The sequence below is a fragment of the Methylocaldum sp. MU1018 genome, assembly GCF_053646775.1.
Genome location: NZ_CM132195.1, coordinates 2610462 through 2637134 on the forward strand (window position 1 = coordinate 2610462; position 26673 = coordinate 2637134).

26 protein-coding genes are annotated in these 26673 nt (G+C 60.8%); 24 read left to right on the forward strand and 2 right to left on the reverse strand.

Translation table 11 applies throughout. The features are described from left to right. Positions 1–37 precede the first annotated feature (37 nt). Both ACWJKU_RS11965 and speE read right to left on the reverse strand, forming a co-directional pair. Positions 38–301 (reverse strand): DUF4404 family protein, encoded by a 264-nt coding sequence (locus ACWJKU_RS11965; protein WP_454142528.1) that lies wholly within the window; start codon positions 299–301, stop codon positions 38–40. Between the two features lie 59 nt (positions 302–360). Further along, positions 361–1209 carry a polyamine aminopropyltransferase gene (speE, locus tag ACWJKU_RS11970; RefSeq protein WP_454142529.1) on the reverse strand — a complete coding sequence of 283 codons (849 nt, stop codon included), beginning with the start codon at positions 1207–1209 and terminating at the stop codon, positions 361–363. 73 nt (positions 1210–1282) lie between these two features. On the opposite strand from speE, the gene speA reads away from it, so the two are divergent. The 24 genes from speA (at position 1283) to ACWJKU_RS12090 (ending at position 26605) form a co-directional block, all read left to right on the forward strand. Next, positions 1283–3157 carry a biosynthetic arginine decarboxylase gene (gene speA, locus ACWJKU_RS11975; protein ID WP_454142530.1) on the forward strand — a complete coding sequence of 625 codons (1875 nt, stop codon included), beginning with the start codon at positions 1283–1285 and terminating at the stop codon, positions 3155–3157. A gap of 30 nt (positions 3158–3187) precedes the next feature. After that, positions 3188–4048: an NAD(P)-dependent oxidoreductase gene (locus ACWJKU_RS11980; protein WP_454148127.1), complete on the forward strand. Its 861-nt coding sequence runs from the start codon at positions 3188–3190 to the stop codon at positions 4046–4048. Beyond that, positions 4045–5325, forward strand: coding sequence for a PepSY-associated TM helix domain-containing protein (locus tag ACWJKU_RS11985; RefSeq protein ID WP_454142531.1), 1281 nt, complete (start codon positions 4045–4047; stop codon positions 5323–5325). The genes ACWJKU_RS11980 and ACWJKU_RS11985 overlap by 4 nt, the downstream gene beginning before the upstream one ends. Positions 5326–5788: 463 nt before the next feature. Then, the gene (locus tag ACWJKU_RS11990) at positions 5789–6508 is read left to right on the forward strand and encodes an energy transducer TonB (RefSeq protein ID WP_454142532.1); all 720 of its coding nucleotides are present in this window, start codon (positions 5789–5791) and stop codon (positions 6506–6508) included. 13 nt (positions 6509–6521) lie between these two features. Continuing rightward, positions 6522–7184: a MotA/TolQ/ExbB proton channel family protein gene (locus ACWJKU_RS11995; protein WP_454142533.1), complete on the forward strand. Its 663-nt coding sequence runs from the start codon at positions 6522–6524 to the stop codon at positions 7182–7184. Between the two features lie 2 nt (positions 7185–7186). Then, positions 7187–7594: an ExbD/TolR family protein gene (locus ACWJKU_RS12000; protein ID WP_454142534.1), complete on the forward strand. Its 408-nt coding sequence runs from the start codon at positions 7187–7189 to the stop codon at positions 7592–7594. Between the two features lie 93 nt (positions 7595–7687). Continuing rightward, positions 7688–8698: a KpsF/GutQ family sugar-phosphate isomerase gene (locus ACWJKU_RS12005; protein ID WP_454142535.1), complete on the forward strand. Its 1011-nt coding sequence runs from the start codon at positions 7688–7690 to the stop codon at positions 8696–8698. Then, positions 8698–9234: a 3-deoxy-manno-octulosonate-8-phosphatase KdsC gene (kdsC, locus tag ACWJKU_RS12010; RefSeq protein ID WP_454142536.1), complete on the forward strand. Its 537-nt coding sequence runs from the start codon at positions 8698–8700 to the stop codon at positions 9232–9234. Before ACWJKU_RS12005 ends, kdsC begins: the two co-directional genes overlap by 1 nt. Then, on the forward strand, positions 9234–9809 hold the full coding sequence (gene lptC / locus ACWJKU_RS12015; RefSeq protein WP_454142537.1) for an LPS export ABC transporter periplasmic protein LptC: 576 nt from the start codon (positions 9234–9236) through the stop codon (positions 9807–9809). Before kdsC ends, lptC begins: the two co-directional genes overlap by 1 nt. Further along, positions 9796–10416: a lipopolysaccharide transport periplasmic protein LptA gene (gene lptA, locus ACWJKU_RS12020; protein ID WP_454142538.1), complete on the forward strand. Its 621-nt coding sequence runs from the start codon at positions 9796–9798 to the stop codon at positions 10414–10416. Before lptC ends, lptA begins: the two co-directional genes overlap by 14 nt. A 3-nt stretch (positions 10417–10419) precedes the next feature. Further along, complete coding sequence (gene lptB, locus ACWJKU_RS12025) at positions 10420–11145, forward strand: LPS export ABC transporter ATP-binding protein (protein WP_454142539.1); 726 nt, start codon at positions 10420–10422, stop codon at positions 11143–11145. Between the two features lie 91 nt (positions 11146–11236). Continuing rightward, complete coding sequence (locus ACWJKU_RS12030; protein ID WP_454142540.1) at positions 11237–12700, forward strand: RNA polymerase factor sigma-54; 1464 nt, start codon at positions 11237–11239, stop codon at positions 12698–12700. 31 nt (positions 12701–12731) lie between these two features. Beyond that, positions 12732–13019 carry a ribosome hibernation-promoting factor, HPF/YfiA family gene (gene hpf, locus ACWJKU_RS12035; protein WP_454142541.1) on the forward strand — a complete coding sequence of 96 codons (288 nt, stop codon included), beginning with the start codon at positions 12732–12734 and terminating at the stop codon, positions 13017–13019. 60 nt (positions 13020–13079) lie between these two features. After that, complete coding sequence (gene rapZ, locus ACWJKU_RS12040) at positions 13080–13937, forward strand: RNase adapter RapZ (protein ID WP_454142542.1); 858 nt, start codon at positions 13080–13082, stop codon at positions 13935–13937. A 24-nt stretch (positions 13938–13961) separates the two neighbouring features. Further along, positions 13962–15185 carry an ABC transporter substrate-binding protein gene (locus ACWJKU_RS12045; protein WP_454142543.1) on the forward strand — a complete coding sequence of 408 codons (1224 nt, stop codon included), beginning with the start codon at positions 13962–13964 and terminating at the stop codon, positions 15183–15185. A 96-nt stretch (positions 15186–15281) separates the two neighbouring features. Then, entirely contained in the window at positions 15282–16247 is a 966-nt protein-coding gene (locus ACWJKU_RS12050) for a PQQ-dependent catabolism-associated beta-propeller protein (RefSeq protein ID WP_454142544.1), read from the forward strand. After that, complete coding sequence (locus ACWJKU_RS12055; RefSeq protein WP_454142545.1) at positions 16244–16987, forward strand: ABC transporter ATP-binding protein; 744 nt, start codon at positions 16244–16246, stop codon at positions 16985–16987. The genes ACWJKU_RS12050 and ACWJKU_RS12055 overlap by 4 nt, the downstream gene beginning before the upstream one ends. Then, a complete protein-coding gene (locus ACWJKU_RS12060) occupies positions 16984–17793 on the forward strand; it encodes an ABC transporter permease (protein WP_454142546.1) in 810 nt (269 codons plus the stop codon). The genes ACWJKU_RS12055 and ACWJKU_RS12060 overlap by 4 nt, the downstream gene beginning before the upstream one ends. Next, a complete protein-coding gene (gene rfbB / locus ACWJKU_RS12065; protein WP_454142547.1) occupies positions 17790–18860 on the forward strand; it encodes a dTDP-glucose 4,6-dehydratase in 1071 nt (356 codons plus the stop codon). The genes ACWJKU_RS12060 and rfbB overlap by 4 nt, the downstream gene beginning before the upstream one ends. Positions 18861–18924: 64 nt before the next feature. Further along, positions 18925–19821 (forward strand): glucose-1-phosphate thymidylyltransferase RfbA, encoded by an 897-nt coding sequence (rfbA, locus tag ACWJKU_RS12070; RefSeq protein ID WP_454142548.1) that lies wholly within the window; start codon positions 18925–18927, stop codon positions 19819–19821. Next, positions 19818–20375, forward strand: coding sequence for a dTDP-4-dehydrorhamnose 3,5-epimerase (gene rfbC / locus ACWJKU_RS12075; protein ID WP_454142549.1), 558 nt, complete (start codon positions 19818–19820; stop codon positions 20373–20375). The genes rfbA and rfbC overlap by 4 nt, the downstream gene beginning before the upstream one ends. After that, entirely contained in the window at positions 20372–21274 is a 903-nt protein-coding gene (rfbD, locus tag ACWJKU_RS12080; RefSeq protein ID WP_454142550.1) for a dTDP-4-dehydrorhamnose reductase, read from the forward strand. Before rfbC ends, rfbD begins: the two co-directional genes overlap by 4 nt. A 302-nt stretch (positions 21275–21576) precedes the next feature. Continuing rightward, positions 21577–25098 (forward strand): DNA polymerase III subunit alpha, encoded by a 3522-nt coding sequence (dnaE, locus tag ACWJKU_RS12085; protein WP_454142551.1) that lies wholly within the window; start codon positions 21577–21579, stop codon positions 25096–25098. Between the two features lie 142 nt (positions 25099–25240). Continuing rightward, complete coding sequence (locus ACWJKU_RS12090) at positions 25241–26605, forward strand: TolC family outer membrane protein (protein WP_454142552.1); 1365 nt, start codon at positions 25241–25243, stop codon at positions 26603–26605. Positions 26606–26673: the final 68 nt, after the last annotated feature.

Below are 26673 nucleotides of genomic sequence, written 5' to 3' on the forward strand. Positions count from 1 at the left end.
TTCGCCCGGCGACCGTACGATGAGAAATGGACGAGGATCAGATCCCCAGGTTGCTCAAAGCAACCATCAAGTCGTTGAGGATGCCGGTAACGCGAGGGTGCTCGACTTCGAACTGCGAAATCGCCTCTTTCATGTCGTCGACCAGATGCAGCCGATACTCGTCTTCCGATGCCTCGAGCTGCCGCTCGAGGTCGCTCAGTAGCGTTTCGAGCCGCGCCCTGACTTCGGGGTCGCTGGTCTTCAGATGCTCGATTTCGGTGCGCAGATTGAAAAGCGCTTCGCTTATTTCTTTTTCAGTCATGGGATCTTTTCCTCAAAACCCGTCGTTTTCGGCAAATCGTAACACAGGCCGCCGTCCGCTCAAGCCATCGCCGCCCTGAAGAACTCCGGCGCGACGATAGCCGCCTTATGGATCTCGGCGTTGTAGTAGCGCGTCGCGAACGGTTTGTTTCGGGCGTCGGCCTCGCGGAAATGGGTCAAGTCCGACTTGCCCGCCATAGTCCCGCTCCACCAGCCGGACGGGTAAATGAACTGCGGAAAGAACAAGGTCCGCGTTTGCGGGAATCCCGCCCGACGCATGGTCTCGTGCATGGCCTCGATCAGCGGCATGTGGAACAGCGGCGATTCGCTCTGCTGGACCAGAATCCCGTCCTGGCGCAGGCAGCGGAAACACTCGCAGTAGAACGCCTCGTTGAACAAACCTTCCGCCGGCCCCACCGGGTCGGTGCTGTCCACGATGATCAGATCGACGCTGTCGGCCGCCGCGTCCTTCACCCATTGAATGCCGTCGATGAAGAGCAACTCGGCGCGGGGATCGTCGTTCGATTCGCACAGTTCGGGGAAGTAGCGCTCGGCCAGACGGGTCACCCGCTCGTCGATCTCGATTTGAACCGCGCGCTTGACTTCCGGATGCTTGAGAACCTCCCTGAGGCTCCCGCAATCGCCGCCGCCGATGATCCAGACCGTTTCCGGATTCGGATGGGTGTATAGCGCCGGGTGGGTCATCATCTCGTGATAAAGAAAGTTGTCCCGGTCGGACACCATCGTGCAGCCGTCGATGACCATCAGCGTGCCCAGCCACTCGGTCTCGTAAATCTCGATACGCTGAAACGGCGTCTGCTCCTCGTGGAGCTTTTCAGTCACCTTCAAAGAGAGCGCGCTCCCGTGTTTCGGATAAACCTCGGTAAACCAGTTTTCGTCGATCAGCATGGTGTTCCTCCAATGGAAAAATCGAAGGATTTTCCACATAATTCAACCTTTTTTAAAGAGCTTGGCCACCGAAATGAGTTGGAGTCTAGAGCAAGCGGTCGATACCTACGCCATCGAGCACTGGGGAGAAGGCTACTTCGGCATCAACGACGAAGGCCACGTGGTCGTTCGTCCGACCAAGGACCCGGCAGAAGGCACGGCGGATCTCTTCGACATCGCCCAGGCGGTACGCCAGGAAGGCTTGTCGCTGCCGGTCCTGGTGCGCTTCACCGATATCCTGCGCGACCGGGTAAGCCTGTTGCACGATGCCTTCGAAAAAGCCCGCCGCGAGCATGATTATCGAGGGACTTATACGCCGGTCTACCCGATCAAGGTCAATCAGCAGCGTAGCGTGGTCGAGGGCATTCTGAAAAACGGCCATACCGCGGTGGGACTGGAAGCCGGCAGCAAATCCGAGCTTTTAGCCATACTGGCCTTGTCCGATGCCGGCACGGTGATCTGCAACGGCTACAAGGACCGATCCTACATCCGCCTGGCCCTGATCGGACTCAGCCTCGGGCTGAACGTCTTCATCGTCATCGAAAAATTATCCGAACTGGAACTGGTGCTTTCCGAGTCGCGCGATCTGGGGATCGCACCGCAATTGGGCGTCCGCATCAGACTGTCCAGCATCGGCGCCGGCAAATGGCAGAACAGCGGCGGCGAAAAGTCGAAGTTCGGCCTGCATGCGAACGAACTCCTCAGGCTGACCGTCAAACTACGGGAAGCCGAAGGACTCGAATGGCTCAAACTGATGCATTTCCACATGGGTTCGCAAGTCGCCAACATCAACGACGTCAAGACGGCGCTGCGGGAAGCCAGCCGCTATTACGTCGAATTGCGGGAACTCGGCGCCCCTCTCGCCTGGGCCGACGTGGGCGGCGGGCTCGGCGTCGATTACGAGGGCACCCATTCGGTCAGCGACTGCTCCATCAATTACAGCATCGACGAATACGCCCACAGCATCGTGCGCGCCTTCTCCGAAGCCTGCGCCGAATACGGCCTGCCGCACCCGAACCTGATCACCGAATCGGGACGCGCCATGAGCGCCCATCATGCGGTGCTGGTCACCAATATCATCGACATCGAATCGGTGGCCGAAGATGCCAGTCCGCCGGCCGAAATCAGGGCAAAGCCCTTGCAGGATCTGGCCGACCTGCTGCGCGTCCTGCCCCAGGAGTCGCCGCTGGGCGTGTATCACGACGCGCAATTCGATCTCGCCGAGGCCCGAGCGATGTACGTGCAGGGCAAGCTGAGCCTGGCCGAACTGGCCGATGCGGAACGGCTCAACGCGGCTATTTGTCATGCCGTTCACAGACGCCTCGATATTCGGCTTCGCGCCCATCGCGAGCTGATCGACGAGCTCAACGAGCGGCTCGCCGACAAGGTGTTCTGCAATTTCTCGCTGTTCCAGTCCATGCCGGATGCCTGGGCGATCGCGCAGGTGTTCCCGGTCATGCCGCTGCAGCGCCTGAACGAGGAACCCACGCGCCGCGCGGTGATCCAGGACCTGACCTGCGATTCCGACGGCCGGATCGATACCTACATCGACCGGCAAAGCCTCGAAACCACCTTGCCGCTGCACGCGCACAAACCGAGCGAGCCGTATCTCATCGGCATCTTCCTGGTCGGCGCCTATCAGGAAATCCTGGGCGACATGCACAATTTGTTCGGCGACACCCATTCGGTCAATGTCGAACTCGACGGCGCCGGCAGCTACCGATTCGTCCAGCCCATGCGGGGCGACGGCGCCCACGACCTCTTGCGCTACGTGCATATCGACCCGGAAGACCTGGAGCGCGCCTACCGCAAGAAGCTGGTCGAAGCCCAGATCTCCCCCGAACGGCGCAAGCGCTTCGAGAGCGAATTGATCGCCGGACTGCGGAGCTACACCTATCTCGAGGAGTAAACGGCATTGAACACCGAAAGCAAGAAGGACATGAAGGCGGGCTTCATCGGTCTCGGCGCGATGGGAACCCACATGGCAAGGAACGTAGCCAAGGGCGGTTATCTGGCTTCCGTCTGGAACCGCACCGAAGCCAGCGCGATGACACTGGCTCAGGAACTCGGCGTGCAGTGCGCCGCCTCGCCCGCCCTGCTCGCCGGCCATGTCGACGTGATTCTGATCTGCGTCTCGGCCGACGCCGACGTGCTTGAAGTGATGCACGAACTTTTACCGGCGCTGCGCCCGCACACCGTGGTCGTCGACATGTCCACGGTGAGCAGCGATACCGCGCGCGAGGCCGCCAGGCTGGCTGAAAACAAGGGTGCGGACTTCCTCGACGCGCCGGTGACCGGCGGCGTCGAAGGCGCGAAGAACGGGACCCTGGCGATCATGGTGGGCGGCAGGCTCGAGCCCTTGGAACGAGCCATGCCGGTGCTGGAAACAATGGGCAGCCGCATCGTTCACATGGGCGACGTGGGTGCCGGCCAGGCGGCCAAGGCGGTGAACCAGATCATGGCGGCCGGCATCAACGAGGCCGTGACCGAAGCCCTGGCGTTCGGTTCGGCGCTGGGGCTGGACATGCGCAAGGTCATCGACGTCGTTTCCGGCGGCGCGGCCGGCAACTGGTTCCTGGAAAAGCGCGGACCGACCATGACGCAGGGCATCTTCAAACCCGGTTTCAAGCTCGCCCTGCACCAAAAGGATCTGAACATCTGCAAGGGCATGGCGGACAAGCTGCGGCTCAAACTCCCGGTCACCGAAATGGCCATGACCGATTACACCAAGCTCATCGCCGAAGGCCACGGCGACGAGGACATCTCGACGCTGTACCGTCTCAAGCGGCCGTCGCCGTGAATTTCGCGCGAACCGCCTGGCGCAGGATCCATCTTTATCTCGCCCTGGGCGTCGGCATTCTATTCGTCCTGATCGGTCTCAGCGGGAGTCTCAGCGTCTATCGCGAGGAACTGGACGAACTCCTCAATCCTCGATTGACGATCGAGGAGTCGAAAGGCGAATACCTGCCGCTGGACCGCATCATGGCGGCCGTGCGTGAGGCACATCCGGATCGATATGGCGCTTGGGTACTGGAAATGCCCCGCTCCCGCGACGGACTGATCACCGCCTGGTACGAAAAGCCCTACGAGACCTTGGGCGAGTTCTATGCGCCACTCATGGTGTCGGTGAACCCGTACACGGCCGAAATCGTCGCCAACCGGTTCTGGGGCCGGACGGCGGCGACCTGGATTTATGACCTCCATACTCAACTGCACTTCGGACGGTTCGGCTGGAACGCCGTCGGTATCCTGGGGCTGCTGCTGATCGTCTCGGCGAGCACCGGCCTCCATCTGTGGTGGCCGGGTCTCAGCCGGCTTCGTCGAAGCTTTGCGGTCCGGCACGATGCCGGCCTGGCGCGATTCGCTCTCGACCTGCACCGCGCGCTCGGTCTCTCCAGCGCCGTTGTGCTGCTGTTGCTGGCTTTCACCGGATTCCACCTGGCTTATCCGAAACTGCTGGAAACGATGCTCGGAGCCTCGGATATGGGCCACGGCGACGAGGGGCCGGAAATCATCAGTACCGGCGCTCCCAATGGCCGCCCCGTCGGTCTGGCCGAAGCGGTTCTGGTCGCGCGGGGGCTTTTTCCGCATGCCGAGTTGAGGCGCGTCGCGACGCCCGCCGGGGAAAACGGCACCTACCGCATCAACCTGCGCCGTTCCGGGGATGCGAACGTCAGGCACCCTTCCACCCTGGTCTGGGTCGACCGCTGGAGCGGGCAGATTCGCGAGGCGCGCAATCCCAATACGTTTACCGCAGGCCAAACCTTTATCGGCCGGATATGGCACTGGCACACCGGCGAGGCATTCGGCGCCGCGGGCCGGTTTCTTTGGTTCTGCGCCGGCTTGATGCCGCTCGCGCTCTACGTGACCGGCCTGCTGCACTGGTTGCGCCGGCGCGGTTCGATCCAGGATCGGGAAGTGAATCTCGCCGCACTTCGACCGAAGATGGAACGCGCACGGAATGTTTTCTTACGCCGGTCGGCGGATTTGTCCCGCCTTATCCGCCCGTTGGCAAGCTGGGCTCTGGAGCGGATGCTGCATCTCGTCCGATGGGGCAAGCAGCGCTATCCGGATTGACGCTCGACGGGGATTTTCGAGAGCATTTTCATCTCGCGTCAACGGCCATTCCGGGCGGAACGCGCGTGTCGTATGTCGTGGGGCGACGAAAGCCGTTCCTACATTGCCCCTACGTCCGTATTGAAAACGCGCCAGGCGTCGCCCCTTGACGGGTTTTACGGCACATTCGCAGCGCATTGATCCACGGCCAGCTTATACTTGATATCGCTGCACCATATCACACGGCCCGATCCGCCGCCCCCACGCGGCCTGAATTTTGCCGAACGATACCGGCCGTCCGGCTGGAGGCTGGCGGATATTCGTCGGCCGGCCGGTCACGGCGCCGCATTCATGCAGAACGCCGCGACCGGAAACTGTATGTAAACTGCCAGTGCAGTTAAAATCACCGATTTACCTGAACCGCATTCTTATTTGATAATAATTATCACTTGCCTCTGCCGAGCTACCACTTGCACACCTGCATATGACTTCAATCTTCGCCGACACCAAGCACGGATGTTGCTCGTGGCTGGAGCCCACTTTGTCGATCGCCGCCGCGGCCGTACTCCATGCCGCGATTTGGGTCGCCTGGCTCAGCTCGGACGCGGACCCCAAACCGGCGGAAACGCCGCCCCAACTGATGGAAGTCTCGCTTATCGCGGCACAACCCGAGGCCAGTCCCGAGCCGCCCCAGCCGCAAGTGCAGCAGCCGCCACCGCCGCCCAAACCGGAGCCCAAGCCGGAAAAACCCGCGCCGAAAAAGCCGGACAACCCCAAACCCAAGCCCAAGCCGAAACCGGCAACGCGCCCGGCGCCGACGCTCGAGCCTTCCCAGGCCGAAACGCCCGCAGCCAGCGCGCCGGTCGAAACGACGGCCGCGCCGGTCCAGGCCAAGCCGGCAGCTCCCGCACCCGCACCGTTCGTCGAAGCCACTTATAAATCTCCCGGCTTGAACAATCCGCCGACGCGATATCCGCGCATCGCGCTGGAACGGCGTTGGGAAGGCAAGGTCACGCTGCGCGTCCAGGTGCTGCCGAACGGCTCGGCGGGCGAAATCAGGATCGAACACAGTAGCGGCCACGAGATTCTGGACGAAGCGACCGTGGATCAGGTCAAAAACTGGCGCTTCATTCCCGCGCGCCGCGGCGACCAGGCCGTGACCAGTTGGGTCATCGTCCCCGTCGAATACAAACTGAAACATTGAGAAAGGTCATCGCATGATTCACATATCCTCCGCCGACATCGTCCAGATCACCTTGTGGGTGCTGATCGGATTTTCCCTCGTCACCTGGAGCATCATCTTCTTCAAGATCTGGACGCTCTGGAGCATCGGCCAGCGCAACCGCAGTTACGACAAGGCTTTCTGGGCGGCCCCGGATTTCGCCGCGGCATCCGGCCTGGAGCATTCGAGCAGCGCCATCGGCCGCATCGCCGGCGCCGGCTTCGGCGTGCTCAAGGACGTACGCAGCAATGCTTCGCGCGTGCTGGAGTGGAGCGGCGATATCGAATCCATTCTGGAGCGATCCCTGCGCCAGCAGATCAGCAAGGAACGCAAGGATCTGGAGCAAGGATTGTCGATGCTCGCCAGCATCGGCAGCACATCGCCCTTCGTCGGGCTGTTCGGTACGGTATGGGGCATCATGCACGCCTTGCAGGACATCGGCCAGGCCAAGTCGGCCAGCCTCGACGTAGTCGCCGGCCCCATCGGCGAAGCGCTGGTCGCCACGGCCATCGGCATCGCGGCCGCCATTCCGGCGGTCCTGGCCTACAACTTCTTTCTGAGGCGCATCAAGCTGGCCGAGGCGGACCTCGAATATTTCGCCACCGACTTCCTCAACCTCGCCGTGAAAACAGGTCTTAAAGCCGACGGGAGCGAATGATCATGGGATTCAAGACCGATTCCTCCTCCGATCGGGACGCCATGAGCGAAATCAACGTGACGCCGCTGGTCGACGTCATGCTGGTGTTGCTGGTCGTGTTCATCGTCACCGCGCCGCTGCTGACCCAGGCGGTGAAAGTCGACCTACCGAAGACCGAAAAAACCGATCCCGCGCCCGACAAGCACATCGCCACCATCGCCATCAATGCCCAGGGCCAGATCATCTTGAACGATCAGCCGCAGCCGCTCGAAGCGCTGGAACAACGGCTGCGCGATCTGCTACAGGCCGATCCGGAACTGATCGTGCAATTCCAGGCCGACACCGCCGTTCCGTACGGCCGGGTCGCGGAAGCCATGGCCGTCGCCCACAAGGCAGGCATAACCAAGCTGGCATTCATCACACGCGAGTGACCGCCTCCGAGAGCCGATCTCGATGCCGCAAAAATCCGGAATCGGCATGCAATATTCATGGCATAATTGACCCATTTTGATCGGTTCACACGCATGACGTCGAGCTCACAGCGCGCCACAATCACGACGACCTACGACGAAGAGAGCCTGTGCCGGGCCGGACTCAAAGTCGTAGAGACCGAAGCCGAAGCGGTAGCCGCCTTGGCCGGGCGCATCGACGGTCATTTTGCGACAGCCTGCGAACTCATGCTGGCCTGCAAGGGCCGCATCGTCGTGACCGGGATGGGCAAATCCGGCCACGTCGGCGGCAAGATCGCCGCCACGCTGGCGAGCACCGGCACTCCCGCCTTCTTCGTGCACCCCGGCGAAGCCAGTCATGGCGATTTCGGCATGATCACCGCGCACGATATCGTTCTGGCCTTGTCCAACTCGGGCGAAACCCCCGAGATTCTGGCCATCCTGCACCTGATCAAACGACTCGACGTCCCTTTGATCGGCATGACGGGCAATCCCAAATCCACGCTGGCCAGGCAGTCGCAGGTGCACATCGACATCTCGGTAAAGGAAGAAGCCTGCCCGCTCGGTCTCGCCCCCACCTCCAGCACGACTGCGGCTTTGGCGATGGGGGATGCCCTGGCGGTAGCGCTGCTGGAAGCGCGCGGATTCACCCGGGAGGATTTCGCATTCGCCCATCCGGGCGGGAGCCTGGGACGACGCTTGCTGACCCGTGTGCGGGACATCATGCACACCGGCCCGGACATTCCGGCGGTACCGGAAACGGCCCTGGTGCGCGACGCCGTTCTGGAAATGACGGCCAAAAAGCTCGGAATGACCGCCATCGTCGATGGCGACTATCGAGTACTCGGCATTTTCACCGATGGCGACCTCCGGCGATTGTTCGAAAAGGCCGGCGACATTCACACCACTCCGATCAAAGAGGTCATGACACGATATTGCACCAAAGTTTCGGACGAACTGCTGGCCGCGGAGTCGGTGCGCATCATGGAGGAAAAGCGGATCAGCGCTCTCTTAGTCGCAGACGAGAACGACCGGCTGATCGGCGCGCTCAATATGCACGATTTGTTGAGGGCCGGGGTGGTCTGATGCCCGAACATGCCCCTCGAGACGTGCTGGCTCGCGCAGCCCGCATCCGCCTGGTCATTTTCGACGTGGACGGCGTACTGACCGACGGCCGGCTCTTCTTCGACCAGCACGGCCAGGAATACAAGAGCTTTCATGCCCGCGACGGTCACGGCATCAAGCTGCTTCAGGGAACCGGCGTGGCGACGGCGGTGATCTCCGGCCGGCATTCGCAATCGGTGGCCCTGCGCATGGAGAGTCTCGGCATTCGCCATGTCTATCAGGGATACCAGAACAAGCTGGACGCCTACGACGATCTTCGCCGGCAGTTGGCGCTGGCCCCCGACGAGATCGCCCATGTCGGCGACGATCTGCTGGATCTGCCGATCATGCGCCGGGTCGGACTGGCGGTGGCGGTGGCCGACGCCCACTTCAGCATCCGCCGACACGCCCATTGGGTGACGGCCAGCCCCGGAGGGACGGGCGCCGCCCGGGAAGTCTGCGATCTCGTCATGCAAGCCCAGGGCACCCTGAGAGACGTGATCGAGAGCCATTTCTGATGAGCCTGCTCGCTCCGAGATCGCTGGCGACCTATCTGGCGCTGAGCGCCCTGGCCTTGCTCACCTGGTGGCTGGCCGGCATTTTCGCGCCGGGTGAAGAAACTGCCGGGCCGCGAACTTACGGCGCCATCGATTATTATTCGAAAAACCTGAGCCGGACGCAGATGGATGAATACGGCAACCCCAAGCAATTGCTGTTCGCCGAAAACCTGACCCATTACGTGGACGGAAGCCACACCGAACTGGTGCAGCCGGTTCTGACGCTCTACGGATCGAACGGACCGCCGTGGGTCATTCATTCCGATACCGCCGTCATGCCGGACGAAGGCGATACCATGTTTTTGAACGGAAACGTTCTTATTCTGCGCGAGCGGGACGAACACGGCCGCACGCTGAAAATCGTCACGCAGAACGCCAGAGTCCAGCCGGATAACGACTATGCCGAAACCGACGAATTCGTACAGGTACTGAGCCCGCCGGACGAATTGACCGGCAAGGGCGCACAAGTCCATTTCGGCGACGACTTGAAAATCACGATACTCGCGGAGGTACGGAGAAAGCATGAAACACCTTGAAAGCCGCCGCCGCGGCTGGAATGATCCGGGCGGCAGACCTAAACGCAAGGCTTGCGAGGCTTTTTCCGAGTGTTTTCGGCAAGCGCTCCGCGTCGGGGTCGACGGCTTTATTTCGTTAAGCCTGCTGGCGTCCTCATGGTCTTTCCTCGCCGTCGAAAACGCATTCGCCTTGGATAGCGACTCGAAGCAGCCGATTTACATCGAGGCCAACACGGCGACTTACGAAGAAAAAAAGGGCGAAACCGTGTATGTCGGCGACGTGAAAGCCACGCAAGGCAGCCTGGAGGTTTACGGCGACCAGATGACCGTCTACCAAAAAGGCGGGCAAACCGAAAAAATCGTCGTTATCGGAAACCCCACCCGGCTGAAACAAACCCCCGAGGGCGGCAAGGAAGACATCCACGGGACCTCGCGGCGGGCTGACTATTTCCCGGAAACCGGAATACTGATCCTTTACGACAAGGCTCTGGTCTGGCAGGGACAAAACACGACCGCGAGCGACATCATCGAATATGACACCAAAAACGGTCTATTCAAGGCCGGCAGCCCTTCCAGCGGCAACAAGCGCGTTCACGTGAAAATGCAACCGAAAGAGAAACCCGAGTAAGCCATGGCGATTCTGGTTGCCACCGATCTGCTCAAACGCTATAACAAGCGCAACGTCGTCAACGGCGTCTCTCTGCAAATCCGCAGCGGAGAAGTCGTGGGATTGCTGGGCCCCAACGGAGCCGGAAAAACCACCAGCTTCTATATGATCGTGGGGGTCATACGCCCAGACAGCGGCACCATCTACCTGGACGATCACGACATCACGAACCTGCCCATGCACGCCAGGGCGCAGCTCGGCGTAGGCTACCTGCCGCAGGAACCCTCGATATTCCGGAAATTGACCGTGGCCGACAATTTGAAGGCCGTTCTGGAATTGCGCAAAGGATTGACCAACGGACAGCGGGAACTGGTGATCGAGGAGCTTCTGGAGGAATTCAACATCGGCCACCTGCGCAACCAGCCTGCCCTGGGTCTCTCGGGCGGCGAGCGCCGGCGAGTGGAAATCGCGCGGGCCTTGGCCTGCGAACCGCGGTTCATGCTTTTGGACGAACCGTTCGCCGGGGTCGACCCGATCTCGATCATCGATATCCAAAAAATCATCGAGCACCTGAGAGACCGCGGCATCGGCATTCTGATCACCGAGCACAACGTGCGCGAGACGCTCGGAATATGCAACCACGCCTACATCCTCAGCGGAGGCGTCGTCATCGCCGAGGGCACGGCGCAGGACATCGTGCAAAACAAGGAAGTGCGCCAAGTTTACCTGGGCGAACATTTTTCCCTTTAGGCGGTCCCTTTCACGGTTGGTACCTGTACACTAGAATGATTCTATTCCTCGCTCATAGGCCGCCACTAAGCATTTCTGGATGTAACGCTTCATGAAGCAAAGTCTGCAACTCCGGTTGGGTCAGCAGTTGACCATGACCCCTCAACTGCAACAGGCCATCAAGCTTTTGCAGTTGTCAAGCCTGGATTTACAGCAGGAAATACAACAGGCGCTGGATTCGAACATGATGCTCGAAGTGGCGGACGACGAGGGCGGCCACGGGGAATTTCATGAGCCGACGGAAACGCCGGCACCGGCCAGCGAGCCGGAATTCAAAGAGTTATCGAATCTCGACGCTCAAACCGACATTCCCCAGGAATTGCCGGTGGATACGTCGTGGGACGAGGTCTACGACAGTTTTCAGAACTACTCGGCGCCGTCGTCCGATTCGGACAACGACGATTTCATTTTCCAGCGGGCCCCCGCTCAAACCTTGCAGGATTACCTGCACTGGCAGATGGAACTGACGCCGTTCAGCGAGCAGGACTACGCCATCGCCACGGCGATCATCGATGCCATCGACGACGACGGGTATCTGACGGTCGGCGTGGAAGACATTCATCAAGGGCTGGCCGCACAGATCAACGGACTGGAAATCGAGGAAGTGACCGCGGTCCTGCACCAGGTACAGAACTTCGATCCGCCCGGAGTGGCCGCTACGGATCTGGCCGATTGCCTGGCGATCCAGTTGAATCAGTTGCCCGACAACACCCCCTGGAAGAAGGAGGCGCTCGCCCTGGCCACCCGGCACCTGGAACTCCTGGCCAAGAAGGACCTCGCCAAACTCAGGCGTTCCCTGGAATTGTCGGAAGAAGCCCTGAACCACGTGGTGGCGCTGATCCGCACGCTGGAGCCCAAACCCGGCCGCAAAATTTCTTCCGCGGAATCGCAATACGTGATTCCCGATGTCTTCGTCGTCAAGCAGGGAGACGATTGGGTCGTCGCCCTCAATCCGGAAATTTCACCCAAGCTGCGGGTCAATCCGTTTTATTCGGGCATGATCAAGCGCGCCGACAACAGCGCCGACAACGTCACCATGAAGAACCATCTGCAAGAGGCGCGCTGGTTCATCAAAAGCCTGCAAAGCCGGAACGAGACGCTGCTGAAGGTGGCCCGGTGCATCGTCGAACGCCAGAAGGACTTTCTGGACTACGGCGAAACCGCGATGAAGCCGCTCGTTTTGCGGGACATCGCCGAGGAAGTGGGCATGCACGAATCCACCATTTCCAGGGTTACGACGCAAAAATACATACATACGCCGAACGGCGTCTTCGAATTCAAATATTTCTTCTCCAGCCACGTCTCGACGAATGCCGGCGGAGAATGCTCGGCAACCGCCATCAAGGCGTATTTGAAAGAAATCATCGAAGGCGAAGATCCGATGAAGCCTTTGAGCGATCACGCCATCGCCGCCATGCTGAAGGGACGGGGCATCAACGTGGCGCGCCGCACCATCGCCAAATATCGGGAAGCCATGGCCATCCCGCCGTCCAACGAAAGAAAACGAGTCTTTTGATAACAACCATCCACAAACGAGGAAGACCATCATGCAAATCAGCATCACCGGGCATCACGTCGAGGTCACCGAGGCCCTGAAAAGCTACGTCATGGAAAAAATGCAGCGGATCGAACGTCATTTCGACAAGATCGTCAATGTGCACGTGGTGCTCGAAGTGGAAAAGCTGATTCAAAAAGCGGAAGCGACGGTTCAGGTCAACGGCGCCAATCTGTTCGCCCAGGAGGAAAGCGAAGATTTATATGCCGCCATCGACGGGATGGCCGACAAGCTGGACCGGCAGATTCTCAAACATAAAGAAAAAATCCAGGAGCACTAACCGCTCGTTGCGCTGAACAATCGTTTTTCCGGTTTATACGCGGGTGAGCAAAACGCCGTCATGAAACTCGTCATCGTCAGCGGTTTATCCGGCTCGGGCAAAAGTATCGCGCTGGAAACTCTGGAAGACTCCGGTTATTACTGCATCGATAACCTGCCGGTCTCGCTGTTCGAATCGTTTATACGGCAAGCCGTGATCGGCAATCAGGGCACGTTCCGGAAAACCGCCATCAGCATCGATGCTCGCAACCAGAGCGCCAGCCTGGATCAGTTTCCCGTGACCCTGCAACTGGCCGACAAGTTCGGGATAGCGTGTCAGATTCTCTTCCTGCAGGCGGAGACGGACACCCTGCTCAAGCGTTTCAGCGAGACCCGCCGCAAACACCCGCTCACGGACTCGGACCACCCGCTCAGCGAAGCCATCGAACTGGAGCGCAAGCTGCTGGAACCGGTGGCGAGTCGCGCCCACCTTCTCATCGACACGACCTATACCAACATACACCAACTGCGTGAACTGATAAGAGCGCGCGTCGGAGCCAAGCAGGACCATTTGATGTCCCTGTATTTCCTGTCCTTCGGCTACAAAAACGGCATGCCGCTCGATGCGGATTTCGTTTTCGACGCGCGCTGCCTGCCCAATCCGCACTGGGAACCCAGTCTGCGTAGCAAGACCGGAAAGGATCCGGAAGTCATCGCCTTTCTCGCGAACATTGCCGAGGTCCAAAGCTACCTGGACGATGTCGCCGCCTTTTTGCAGCGCTGGATACCTCGGTTCGCGGCCGAAAACCGCAGCTATCTGACCGCCGCCGTCGGCTGCACCGGCGGACAGCATCGTTCGGTGTATCTCGTGGAGGCGCTGGCGGAACGATTCCGCTCGAGCGTCAACGACATCCTCGTCCGGCACAGGGACTTGAATTAACCCAAGGTCGAACGGTGCGGAATCATGCCTCCAATTTCAAAAAAACTAACGATCATCTTTTTGAGCCTTCTGCTGGCCGCCCTGACGCCGGCCTACGCCGCCAGGAAACCGGCGCCGAAACCCGAACCCAAGGCCGCCGCGGAAGCGAAACCGGACAAATTGCCGATCGCCTATCTCGGGCAAGCCGTCCAGAACCCGCCGGTCCTGCCCTTTTTCGAACGGCCGATCGCCGACAAGGGGATACAGGGCGCCCGCCTCGGCATTCAGGACGACAACACGACCGGCCGCTTCACTCGCCAGAATTTCAGCCTGAGCGAAACCGTCGTGCCGCCTGACGGCGATCTTGTCGCGGCGTTCAAGGCATTGCTGGCGGACGGCCACCGCCACATCCTGCTCGATCTCGATTCCGCCAAAATCAGCGAGCTGGCGGCCTTGCCCGAATCGCAAAACGCCCTGCTCTACGACGTCGCCAGCCGGGACGACCGGCTCCGCGGCGAAGCCTGCCGGCCCAACGTGCTCCATCTCTTGCCCAGCCGGGCCATGCGCGCCGACGCCCTGGCACAATACCTGGCGAAGAAACGCTGGAACAAGTGGTTCTTAGCGGTCGGTCCCGGCGATGGCGACAAGCTTTACGCCGAAGCGATAAAACGCGCCGCGAAACGTTTCGGAGCCAAAATCGTCGCGGAAAAACCCTGGCAACACAGCTTCGACGAGCGCCGCACACCGGAATCGGAAATCCCCGTTTTCACCCAGGGCGTCGAATACGACATGCTCGTCGTCGCCGACGAGTCGGGCCTGTTCGGCGATTATCTTCCTTATCGCACCTGGCTGCCGCGCCCCGTCGCCGGCACCCAGGGACTGATTGCGACCGCCTGGCACCGGACCCACGAAGTCTGGGGCGCGCTGCAATTGCAAAACCGTTTCCGCGATCAGGCCGGCCGCTGGATGACCGAGGAGGATTACGGCGCCTGGCTGGCGGTACGGGCGATCGGCGAATCCGCGACGCGCGCCAAGTCGGTCGATTTCGACAAGGTGAAAGCCTTTATGCTCGGCGAAGAATTCGCCCTGGCCGGATTCAAGGGCGTGCCTTTGTCGTTTCGGCGCTGGAACGGACAATTGCGGCAGCCGGTGCTGATCGCGTCCGAAAGGTCGCTGGTGGGCGTGGCTCCGATCGAAGGCTTTCTCCATCCCAAGAACGAATTGGACACCCTGGGTTACGATGAGCCCGAGTCGAAATGCCGCTTCTAAGCGGGGGCGCGCCCCGACTTTGTCGGGCGCATCGAAATCAATTTCCTCCGGGAAAACACATCGCAAGAACCCACGTCTTACGAGAGGATGCAATCGATGAAAAAACTGCTGATATCGGCCCTATTGCTGGGCGGAATGACTTCAGGCTCCGCCTTCGGCGAAACGGTCTTCGTCACCCTGGAAAAAGACAATGCGCTGGCCGTGGTCGACGCGGCCCAGGGCAAGCTGGTCAAGACCGTCAAGATCGGAAAACGGCCGCGCGGCATCGTACTGAGCAAGGATCAGCGCCAGCTTTACGTGGCGGCCAGCGACGACGACACCATTCAAATCATCGATACGGAAAAACTGAAGGTCGTCGGCAAATTGCCTTCCGGAGAAGATCCGGAAACTTTCGCCATGGATCCCGAAGGCCGGTTCCTGTACGTCTCCAATGAAGACGACAACCAGGTCACCGTGATCGACATCGCCGGCAAAAAGGCCGCCAAGACCGTTCCGGTCGGGGTGGAGCCGGAAGGCATCGCGGTCAGCCCCGACGGCAAATGGGTGGTCAGCACCAGCGAGACCACCAATATGGCCCATTGGATAGATCGCCAAAGCCTCGACATCGCGGACAACACCCTGGTCGATCCGCGCCCGCGCGCCTGCGCGTTCACCGACGACAGCCGGCAGCTCTGGGTCACTTCGGAAATCGCCGGCACCCTGAGCGTATTCGATGTCGGCACCCGGCAGCCGGTCAAAAAGATCGGCTTCAAGATTCCCGGCGTCACCCAGGAGAAAATCCAGCCGGTCGGGATTCGCATCGACAAAGACCGACGTTACGGCTACGTGGCCCTGGGGCCGGCGAACCGGGTCGCCGTGATCGATGCGCAAAAGCTGGAAGTCGTCGATTACCTCCTGGTCGGCCAGCGGGTTTGGAACCTCGAATTTTCGCCGGATCAGTCCCGGCTCTATACCACCAACGGCGTGAGCAACGATATTTCGATCATCGATCTCAAAGCGCACAAAGTGCTGAAGTCCGTCGCCGTGGGCCACTATCCCTGGGGACTCGTCGTTAAGCCATGAGTCTTGATCCCGTGCCTGCCCTGAACGTCGCGGAGCTTTCGTATGCCTACGGCAAAAAGAAGGCTCTCGACCGCGTGAGCTTTGCCGTCGCGCCCGGCGAGTGCGCTATCTTGCTGGGTCCGAACGGTGCCGGCAAAACCACCTTGTTTTCCCTGATCACCCGGCTGTACGACAGTCGCGAAGGCCGAGTCCTGATTGCGGGACACGATGTCAGGAAAGAATCCAGCCGCGCCCTGGCGCGATTGGGTGTCGTGTTCCAGCAAACCACGCTGGATCTCGATCTGACCGTGCTGCAAAACCTTCATTACCACGCCTCGCTGCACGGCCTGAGCCGGCGCCGGGCCGACGCGCGCATCCGCGAAGAGCTGGAGCGACAAGGCATGTACGAACGGCGCAAAGAAAAGGTTCGCCAGCTCAACGGCGGCCACCGGCGCCGGGTCGAAATCGCGCGGGCCTTGTTGCATGAGCCCCGCCTGCTGCTGCTGGACGAGCCCACGGTCGGTCTGGACGTGCCGAGCCGCAAGGCGATCGTCGATTACGTGCATCGCTTGTGCTCCGACGGCGGCATCGCCGTGCTCTGGGCCACGCATCTCATCGACGAGATTTATGAAAACGATCGCCTGATCGTCTTGCACAAGGGAAGCGTTCGAGCGGCGGGCTCGATCCCGGACGTATTGAAAGCCTCGGGCGCCGAAACCATCGGCGACGCCTTTCACGGCCTGACGCGGGAGGCGGCATGAGGTTCATGCGCTACCTCCGGGCCTTGCGCGGCATCATGGCGCGGGAACTGCTCCGCTTCGTACACCAGCGCGAACGCTTCGTCTCGGCCCTGGTGCGTCCCCTGGTCTGGCTGTTCATCTTCGCCGCCGGTTTCCGCTCCACCCTGGGCGTCGCCATCATTCCGCCCTATGAAACCTATATTCTGTACGAGGTCTACATCACCCCCGGACTGCTCGGGATGATTCTGCTGTTCAACGGCATGCAAAGCTCGCTATCCATGGTTTACGACCGGGAAATGGGCAGCATGAAAACCCTCCTGGTCTGTCCCCTGCCCCGCTGGTATTTGCTGATCGGCAAGCTGCTGGCCGGCGTTCTGGTCGCGGTCCTGCAGGCGTATACGTTCCTTCTGATCGCCTGGTTCTACGACATCCAGGCCCCCTTGGAAGGCTATCTCGCCGTATTGCCGGCGCTGATCCTGGCGGGCTTGATGCTGGGCGCGCTCGGCCTCTTGCTGTCGTCCTTCGTCAAGCAACTGGAAAACTTCGCCGGGGTCATGAACTTCGTGATCTTTCCGATGTTCTTTCTGTCCACCGCGCTGTATCCGTTGTGGAAGTTCCAGGAATCGAGCGAACTCCTTTACACCCTCGCCTCGTACAATCCGTTCTCCCAGGCCGTGGAACTCATCCGTTTCGCGCTCTACGGGCAGTTCGATCTTTACGCCTGTATTTACACGTCGGCGGCGCTGATAGTTTTCCTGATCATCGCCATCATCGGATACAATCCCTCACGAGGAATGATGCAACGCAAGGGTGGACCATCCGCATGACAGAATCGAAAACATTACTGGTAACCGGAGGAGCCGGGTTTATCGGGGGAAACTTCGTGCTCCAGCAGATGCGCCGGGCCGATATCCAAGTCGTCAACCTGGACGCGCTGACCTACGCCGGAAATTTGGATACGCTGGAAAGCATCAAGGACAACCCCAACCATGTTTTCGTTCTGGGTTCCATCGGCGACCGCAGCCTGGTGGATTACCTCCTGGAACGCCATCAGCCGGACGCCATCGTCAATTTCGCCGCGGAAAGCCATGTCGACCGGTCGATCGACTCGCCGGAACCGTTTATTCAGACCAATATCCTCGGCACTTTCCAATTGCTCGAAGCGGCGCGCCGTTATTGGCGCTCGCTTTCTCCCGAGGCGCACAAGGCGTTCCGCTTTCTGCACGTTTCCACCGACGAAGTCTACGGAACGCTCGGCCCCGAGGGGCTATTCACCGAGGAAACGGCCTACCGTCCGAACTCTCCCTACTCGGCTTCCAAGGCCTCGTCGGACCATTTGGTCAGAGCCTATTTCCACACCTACGGCATGCCGGTCCTGACCACCAACTGCTCCAACAATTACGGGCCGTACCAATTCCCGGAAAAGCTCATTCCGCTGATGATCCTCAATGCCATGAGCGGCAAGCCGCTGCCGGTTTACGGGGCCGGCGCCAACGTACGCGACTGGCTCTACGTCGAGGACCACTGCCGGGCCATCGAGCGAGTCCTCGAGCACGGCAAACCGGGCGAGGTCTACAACATCGGCGGCAACAACGAAAAGACCAATCTGGAGGTCGTCGAAACGATCTGCGCTCTGCTCGACGAACTCTTGCCGAACTCCGGCCACCGCCCGCACCGCGAACTGATCACTTTCGTCGCCGACCGCCCCGGCCACGACCTCCGCTACGCGATCGATGCCGGCAAGATACGCCGGGAGCTGGGCTGGGAGCCGGCCGAAACCTTCGAGACTGGGCTCCGCAAGACCGTCGAGTGGTACCTGGAAAACCAGAGCTGGTGCCGGCGCGTCATGGACGGCAGTTATCGCGGAGAACGCTTGGGAATCGAGAACGCCTGAGCGCGGCGGCCGTGCCGGTCGCCAAAGCCTGCCGACCGGCACGGCTCGTACACAAGGGGGGATAATGTTGAAGACCGATAATTTGAAAGGGATCATCCTGGCCGGGGGTTCCGGCACTCGCCTGCATCCGTTGACTTATGTCGTCAGCAAGCAACTGCTGCCGGTCTACGATAAACCGATGATCTATTATCCGCTGTCCGTGCTGATGCTGGCGGGCATACGGGACATACTGATCATCACTACCCCGCAGGATGCGCCTTTGTTCCGGAGCCTGCTGGCCGACGGCGAGCAATGGGGCATGTCGATCGGCTACGCGGTACAGGAAAAACCCGAAGGGCTGGCCCAAGCCTTCGTCATCGCTCGGGATTTCATCGGCGCTGATCGCTCCTGTCTGATCCTGGGCGACAATATCTTCTACGGCCACGGCTTACAGACCTATCTGGAAAAGGCGGTCGCCCGCGAAACCGGCGCCACGGTGTTCGGCTATTGGGTCAAGGACCCCGAACGCTACGGCGTCGCGGAGTTCGACGAGAACGGCCGGGTCGTCGATCTGGCGGAGAAACCCAAGCGTCCGAAATCCAATTACGCCATCACCGGCCTTTATTTTTACGACAATCAGGTGGTCGACATGGCCGCCGCCCTGAACCCCTCGGCGCGCGGAGAGCTCGAAATCACCGACATCAACAACCTGTACCTGAAGCAAGAGCAGCTTCAGGTCGAAAAATTCGGGCGCGGCGTCGCCTGGCTGGATACCGGAACGCACGACTCGCTGATGCAAGCCTCCAATTTCATTCAAACCATAGAAGAGCGCCAGGGCCTGAAAATCTGCTGCCCGGAAGAAATCGCCTGGAGCCAGGGCTGGATCAGCGCCGGAGACCTGGAAAAGCACGCCATGAAGCTGAACAAAAGCGGTTATGGCGAATACCTGATCAGACTCCTGCATCTGGGACGCCCCGCATGAAGATAGAATCCACTCCCCTGCCCGGCGTACTGCTGATCAAGCCCGACGTGTTCGGCGACGCCCGCGGTTTCTTCCTGGAAACCTGGAACCTTCGGCGCTATCGGGAAGCCGGTTTGGACCGGGACTTCGTCCAGGACAACGTATCGATGTCCGGCAAAGGCATTCTGCGCGGCCTGCACTTCCAGAACCCCGCTCCGCAAGGCAAGCTGGTGCAGGCCCTGCAAGGCGAAGTGTTCGACGTGGCGGTGGACATCCGCGCCGGCTCGCCCACTTTCGGACAGTGGTTCGGAGCGATCCTTTCGGGAGAAAATCATCATCAGCTTTATGTGCCGGAAGGCTTCGCCCACGGATTCTGCGTGCTAAGCGAGACGGCGCTTTTCTCGTACAAATGCACCGATTTCTACAATCCGGGCGCGGAACACAGCGTGCGCTGGGACGATCCCGACCTAGGCATCGCCTGGCCGATCGAGAATCCCGTTTTGTCGGCGAAGGATCAATCCGCCCGGTATTTGAAGGATTTTCCCCGCGAAATGCTTCCCGCCTGGCACGCATGAAGATTCTCCTGATCGGACGCGACGGGCAGGTAGCCTGGGAATTACGCCGGAGTCTCGCCTGCCTGGGCGAAACGATAGCCCTGGACCGCCGGTCGACGCCGGTCCTCGATTTGGCCGATCCCGACTCCATCCGCACGTCGATCCGGCAAATCCGGCCCGGCCTGATCGTCAATGCGGCCGCCTACACGGCCGTGGACAGGGCGGAACAGGAAAGCGATCTCGCTTTCCGAATCAATGCCGAGGCGCCCGACATCCTGGCGGAAGAGGCGCTGGCCGTCGGCGCCGGCCTGATCCATTATTCCACCGACTACGTCTTTCCCGGCGGCGGCGAAACGCCCTATCGCGAAGACGACCCCGTCGGACCGCAAAATGCCTACGGCCGAAGCAAGCTGGCCGGCGAAGAAGCCATCCGCCAAGTCGGCGCGCCTCACTTCATCCTGCGCACCGCCTGGGTCTACGGACGGCGCGGTCAGAATTTCCTGCTTACGATGTTAAGGCTCATGAAAGAGCGCGACCTCGTCCGGATCGTGGGCGATCAGTACGGCGCACCGACCTGGAGTCGGTTCATCGCCGAGGCTACCGCTTTAATGATTGCCAAATCTACTGCCAATGGGCAGTTCGAGCCCGGCGATCGGCAAGGGACTTATCATCTGAGCTGCGGCGGACAGACCAGTTGGTACGGCTTCGCCTCGAGGATACGCGACTACGCCTTCGAAAGGGGATTGTTGCCGGAATCCGCCGCCAGGCTGGAACCGATCCCGAGCGCCGATTACCCCACGCCGGCGCGGCGCCCGAACTATTCCGTGCTGTCCAACGAAAAGCTCTTCGACCAGTTCGATCTGGCCTTACCCGATTGGGACCAGGCTCTCCGCTTCTGCCTGGATGAATTTGGGTACTGAACGAAGGACTGAATTGTCTATCGGCGGCGTTGGCAAACATACCCCGGCCGTTTTTCACGCCTGATTTACCGCGGTTCCGCCAAGCTCGAACCCGGCCTAGTGGCGTCGAAGCCAAATTGAACCGACTTTTACGCCATTGTTTACCGTACGATGGGAAATCGTCTGATAAACGAATGGCTATCACACGTGCGAATAAATGCGCACTGAATGGGATTCGAAAAACATCTGGAGAAGTCCAGGCACGCGCCGCAACAAGTGACGGAAAACGATCTTTTCGACAACCTGCAAGCTAACCGAACTTCATGACAGAAGCTCTCGATCCTCGTTTCATTCATCTCCGCGTCCATACCGAATACTCCCTGGTCGACGGTCTGGTCGACGTGAAAGCGCTGGTCAAGCGCACCGCGGCGCTGGGCATGCCGGCCGTGGCGGTGACCGACCAGTCCAATCTGTTCGCCCTGGTCAAATTCTATAAGGCGGCCCTGGCCGAGGGGGTGAAGCCCATCGCCGGGGCCGACGTACAGATCTACAACGAGAGCGATCCGGCGTCTCCGCACGCATTGACGCTGTACGTGCAGAATAGCGCCGGCTACCTTACCCTGACCGAATTGATTTCCCGCGGTTACCGGGAAAATCAGCACCAGGGCGTACCCTTGCTGATGCCGGAGTGGCTGGAAGAAAAGAACGATGGCCTCCTGGCGCTGTCCGGCGGCCGCCGCGGCGACATCGGCCAGGCTTTGCTGATGGGCAGCAGCGAAGCGAAACGCCTGCTCGAACATTGGCTCAAGGTGTTCGACCGGCGCTTTTACCTGGAACTGCAACGCACCGGACGCCCGAACGAGGAAAAATACATCGAGGCCGCCGTGAACCTCGCGCTCGAGTTCGACGCGCCGGTGGTCGCCACCAACGACGTGCGCTTCATCAGCCCTTCGGAATTCGAGGCCCACGAAGCCCGGGTCTGCATCCATCAGGGCCGGGTGCTGGACGATCCGCGCCGCCCGCGGGATTACACCGAGCAGCAATATCTCCGCAGCCCCGAGGAAATGGCGCAATTGTTCGCCGACCTCCCCGAAGCCCTGGAAAATTCGGTCGAAATCGCCAAGCGCTGCAATATCGAACTCACCCTGGGCAAGAACTTTCTGCCGCAATTCTCCGTGCCCGAGAGTATGAGCACCGCGGAATTCTTTGCCGAGGAGTCGCGCAAGGGATTGAAGGAGCGTCTGGCCGTCCGTCCACCCACCGGAAAAGGGACTCCGGAAGAACGGCGCAAGCGCTACGAGGAGCGGCTGGAGCTGGAAATCGCGGTGATCAACCAGATGGATTTCCCCGGCTACTTCCTGATCGTGGCCGATTTCATTCAATGGGCCAAGCACAACGGAATCCCGGTGGGGCCGGGACGCGGCTCCGGCGCCGGCTCGCTGGTGGCCTACGCACTCAAGATCACCGACCTCGACCCCATCGAATTCGAACTGTTGTTCGAACGTTTCCTGAATCCCGAGCGCGTGTCCATGCCCGACTTCGACGTGGACTTCTGCATGGAGCGCCGCGACGAGGTGATCGACTACGTAGCCCGGAAATACGGGCGCGACCGGGTGTCCCAGATCATCACCTACGGCAGCATGGCGGCCAAGGCGGTGGTACGCGACGTGGGCCGGGTGCTGGGCCATTCCTACGGCTTCGTGGACAAGATCGCCAAGCTGATTCCGTTCGAGCTGGGCATCACCCTGGACAAGGCCCTCGCCGACAGCGAGGACCTCAGAAAGCTGTACGAGAGCGACGAGGAAGTGCGGACGCTCATCGACCTCGCCAAATCGCTCGAAGGCATTACCCGAAATGCCGGCAAGCACGCCGGCGGCGTCGTCATCGCTCCGTCCCAGCTGATCGATTTTTCCCCGCTGTACTGCGAACCGGGCGGCGAAAACCTGGTGACCCAGTTCGACAAGGATGACGTGGAGGCCGTCGGCCTGGTCAAGTTCGACTTCCTGGGGCTCCGCACCCTCACCATCATCGACTGGGCGCTGGACACGATCAACAAACAGCGGGGCGAAAAAGGCGAGCCGCCCGTCGATATCGCCCAGATTCCCCTGGACGACCCCGATACCTACAAGCTGCTGAAAAACTGCCAGACCACCGCCGTTTTCCAGCTCGAATCGCGCGGCATGAAGGACCTGATCCGGCGCCTGCAGCCGGACTGCTTCGAGGACATCATCGCCTTGGTGGCGCTGTTCCGTCCGGGCCCGCTGCAATCGGGCATGGTCGACGACTATATCAACGTCAAGCACGGCCGCACCAAGGCGGAATACCCGCACCCCATCCTGGAACCCATCCTCAAGCCCACCAACGGCGTCATCGTCTACCAGGAGCAGGTGATGCAAATCGCCCGCGACATGGCCGGCTACACGCTGGGCGGCGCCGACCTCCTGCGCCGCGCGATGGGCAAGAAAAAGCCCGAGGAAATGGCCAAGCAGCGGGAAATTTTCGTCACCGGCGCGGTCGGGCTCGGAGTCGACGAGAACATCGCCGGCTACATCTTCGACCTCATGGAGAAGTTCGCCGGCTACGGCTTCAACAAGTCGCACTCGGCGGCCTATGCCCTGGTGTCCTACCAGACCGCCTGGCTCAAGGCCCATTTCCCGGCCGCGTTCATGGCGGCGGTGCTGTCCTCGGACATGGACAACACCGACAAGGTCGTTGTCCTGATCGAAGAATGCCGGGAAATGAAGCTGGCCGTGCAGCCGCCCGATATCAACCGCTCCGAATACCGGTTTGCGGTGCTCAACGAGCGCACGATCCTGTACGGCCTCGGCGCGATCAAGGGCGTCGGCGAAACGGCGATCCGCGATATTCTGGAAGAGCGCAAACGAGGCGGCCCCTTCAAAGACCTGTACGATTTCTGCCGCCGGGTCGATCTGCGCAAGGCCAACCGCCGGGTGATCGAAGCCCTGATCCGCTCCGGCACCCTGGATGCCATCGACCCGAATCGCGCGCGCCACATGGCGGAGTTGTCGGACGCGATCAAAGCCGCCGAACAGCACGGCGCCATGACCGAAACCGGGCAAGACGATTTGTTCGGGCTCGGTGGTTCGGAAGCGACCGAGGACATCCCGCGCGTGGCGGCGGTCGTCGAACCGTGGCCCGAAGACGAACGGCTGGCCCACGAGAAAACGACGCTCGGCCTCTACCTCACCGGCCACCCGATCGGGCCTTACGAAGCCGAAATCCAGCACTTCGTCACCAGTCGCCTGGGAAAACTGTCGCTCGACAACGAGCGGGGACCGGCAGGACCCGGCCGCCGGGAGGTGCGCGCGGTGGTCGCCGGGCTGGTCGTGGAGCTTCGCGCCCGGCAGAACAAGAACGGCAAGCGCATGGCCTTCGCCACCCTGGACGATCGGACCGGAAGGCTGGAGGTGGCGGTATTCTCCGAGGTTCTGGAAAAATACCGGGACCACCTGGTGAAGGACACCCTGCTCGTCGTCGAGGGCAATCTGAGCTTCGACGACTATGCCGGCCAGCTCCGTCTCACGGCGGAAAATCTGTTCACCATGGCGCAGGCGCGCGCGCACTTCGCCAAGCATCTTTTCATTCAATGGCCGCCGCCCGAATCGAGCACCGATCAGCCGGGAGCCCAGTGGATCAACGAACTGTCCGACCTGCTCGCGCCGTTTCGCGGCGGCGCCTGCCCGATCTATATCGAATACCGGGGGAAAACCGCCCAAACGACGATCCAACTGGGCGAGACCTGGCGCGTGCATCCCGGCGACGAACTTCTCGCGCGCCTGCAAAAGCGCGTCGGAATGGACAAAGTAAAACTGCATTACCATTGAAGCCGCGAGGCCGGAACGCTCGCCGGGCGGCCTTTGGGCTCGCGCTTCGCGCCGGCGGCGCCAGAGAGGGCGCGAGCCGGCGGGCGCGCCATATCGGAACCATCCAGAAACATCGTACACCGGGTTCGAAAATGCTCTAAAAATGAAAAAAAGCATCTTGCTCGCTCTCTTATCGATCGCGACGGCAAACGCGCATGCGCAGGATCTTTTGCAAACCCTCGAACTCGCGCTGCAACGCGACCCCCGGCTGCGCGAGGCGGAAGCCACCCGTAACGCCGTTCTCGAAGCCAAGCCGCAAAGCATCGCCCGTCTGTTGCCCACCCTGTCGATTACCGGCGAGCTCAATCGCAATTCCGTGCTCTCGAAATTCCAGCAGGTGCAACTGGCCTTCATCGCCGGTGCCCGAAACGTCGGTTTCTGGAACAGCGCCGCCAGCATCAATCTGACCCAGCCGATTTATCATCACGACTATTGGGTGCAGCTCAGCCAGGCGGACAGTCAAATCGCCGAAGCCGAAGCCAATTACGCGGCGGAGCAGCAAAACCTGATGCTGCGCACCGCCCGCGCCTATTTCGACGTTCTGTTCGCCCAGGACAGCCGCGATTTCGCGCTGGCGGAGCAACGCGCCATCGAGCGCCAGCTCGAAGAGGCCAAGGCGCGGTTCGAGGTAGGAATGATCACCATTACCGATGTGCACGAGGCCCAGGCCGGTTACGACCAGGCCCGGGCCAACCTGATCCAGGCCGAAAACCAGGTCGACAACGCGCGGGAAGCGCTTCAGGAAATCATCGGCGAATCGAGTGCCGCCTTGGCCGGGCTCGTCGAAGAAGTCCCGCTGAAAGGTCCCGAACCCGAAAACATCGAGGACTGGAGCGATCTGGCCCAGCAGAGCAATTTCGGCATCATCGCCGCCGAAAACCGGAGTCTGGTGGCCAAAAAAGGCATCGATCTCCAGTTTGCCGGCCATCTTCCGTCGATGGACCTGGTCGGTTCCGCCGGATTCACGGACAACAACCGGCCGCTGGGCATACCCACCGAATATCAGGCGATCGGCATGCAGGTCAACGTGCCCATGTTCTCGGGCGGCGGCGTCAATTCGCGAGTGCGCCAGGCGCGGCACGAATACGAGGCGGCGCAGGAAAATCTGGACGGCGTGCGCCGCGCCGTCAAGCGCCAGGTGAAAGACGCTTACCGCGGCATTCTGTCCGCCATCAGTCAGGTGGAAGCGCTTCGCGCGGCCGTGGGATCTTCGCAAAGCGCCCTAGAAGCGAGCGAAGCCGGCCTAGAGGTCGGTACCCGGACGATGGTCGACGTGCTGGCCGAGCAGCGCAACCTGTTCAGAGCCAAACGCGATTATGCCCGGGCGCGCTATGATTACATCGTCAATAGCCTAGCGCTCAAACAGGCCGCCGGCACCCTGAGTCCCGAGGATTTCGCGCTCGTCAATCAATGGCTGCGCGCGAACCTGCAAACGGATTCGGCGGCGTCCGGCGAGCCCGAACTCTGACGGCGGCAGAGCGGATTTCCGATAGATCGGCTCGGCGGAACCAATCGAGACCCGCCGGGTTCGAAACA

Bases quoted from the DNA above. Each gene is read 5' to 3' on its own strand.
- ACWJKU_RS11990 (WP_454142532.1), top strand. From the start codon at position 5,789: ATGACTTCAATCTTCGCCGACACCAAGCACGGATGTTGCTCGTGGCTG.
- lptB (WP_454142539.1), top strand. From the start codon at position 10,420: ATGGCGATTCTGGTTGCCACCGATCTGCTCAAACGCTATAACAAGCGC.
- ACWJKU_RS12060 (WP_454142546.1), top strand. From the start codon at position 16,984: ATGAGGTTCATGCGCTACCTCCGGGCCTTGCGCGGCATCATGGCGCGG.
- kdsC (WP_454142536.1), top strand. From the start codon at position 8,698: ATGCCCGAACATGCCCCTCGAGACGTGCTGGCTCGCGCAGCCCGCATC.
- lptA (WP_454142538.1), top strand. From the start codon at position 9,796: ATGAAACACCTTGAAAGCCGCCGCCGCGGCTGGAATGATCCGGGCGGC.
- ACWJKU_RS12000 (WP_454142534.1), top strand. From the start codon at position 7,187: ATGGGATTCAAGACCGATTCCTCCTCCGATCGGGACGCCATGAGCGAA.
- dnaE (WP_454142551.1), top strand. From the start codon at position 21,577: ATGACAGAAGCTCTCGATCCTCGTTTCATTCATCTCCGCGTCCATACC.
- ACWJKU_RS11995 (WP_454142533.1), top strand. From the start codon at position 6,522: ATGATTCACATATCCTCCGCCGACATCGTCCAGATCACCTTGTGGGTG.
- hpf (WP_454142541.1), top strand. From the start codon at position 12,732: ATGCAAATCAGCATCACCGGGCATCACGTCGAGGTCACCGAGGCCCTG.
- rfbC (WP_454142549.1), top strand. From the start codon at position 19,818: ATGAAGATAGAATCCACTCCCCTGCCCGGCGTACTGCTGATCAAGCCC.
- rapZ (WP_454142542.1), top strand. From the start codon at position 13,080: ATGAAACTCGTCATCGTCAGCGGTTTATCCGGCTCGGGCAAAAGTATC.
- lptC (WP_454142537.1), top strand. From the start codon at position 9,234: ATGAGCCTGCTCGCTCCGAGATCGCTGGCGACCTATCTGGCGCTGAGC.
- ACWJKU_RS12055 (WP_454142545.1), top strand. From the start codon at position 16,244: ATGAGTCTTGATCCCGTGCCTGCCCTGAACGTCGCGGAGCTTTCGTAT.
- ACWJKU_RS11980 (WP_454148127.1), top strand. From the start codon at position 3,188: ATGAAGGCGGGCTTCATCGGTCTCGGCGCGATGGGAACCCACATGGCA.
- ACWJKU_RS12050 (WP_454142544.1), top strand. From the start codon at position 15,282: ATGAAAAAACTGCTGATATCGGCCCTATTGCTGGGCGGAATGACTTCA.
- rfbB (WP_454142547.1), top strand. From the start codon at position 17,790: ATGACAGAATCGAAAACATTACTGGTAACCGGAGGAGCCGGGTTTATC.
- ACWJKU_RS12030 (WP_454142540.1), top strand. From the start codon at position 11,237: ATGAAGCAAAGTCTGCAACTCCGGTTGGGTCAGCAGTTGACCATGACC.
- ACWJKU_RS12005 (WP_454142535.1), top strand. From the start codon at position 7,688: ATGACGTCGAGCTCACAGCGCGCCACAATCACGACGACCTACGACGAA.
- speE (WP_454142529.1), bottom strand. From the start codon at position 1,209: ATGCTGATCGACGAAAACTGGTTTACCGAGGTTTATCCGAAACACGGG.
- speA (WP_454142530.1), top strand. From the start codon at position 1,283: ATGAGTTGGAGTCTAGAGCAAGCGGTCGATACCTACGCCATCGAGCAC.
- rfbD (WP_454142550.1), top strand. From the start codon at position 20,372: ATGAAGATTCTCCTGATCGGACGCGACGGGCAGGTAGCCTGGGAATTA.
- ACWJKU_RS12045 (WP_454142543.1), top strand. From the start codon at position 13,962: ATGCCTCCAATTTCAAAAAAACTAACGATCATCTTTTTGAGCCTTCTG.
- rfbA (WP_454142548.1), top strand. From the start codon at position 18,925: ATGTTGAAGACCGATAATTTGAAAGGGATCATCCTGGCCGGGGGTTCC.
- ACWJKU_RS11965 (WP_454142528.1), bottom strand. From the start codon at position 301: ATGACTGAAAAAGAAATAAGCGAAGCGCTTTTCAATCTGCGCACCGAA.
- ACWJKU_RS12090 (WP_454142552.1), top strand. From the start codon at position 25,241: ATGAAAAAAAGCATCTTGCTCGCTCTCTTATCGATCGCGACGGCAAAC.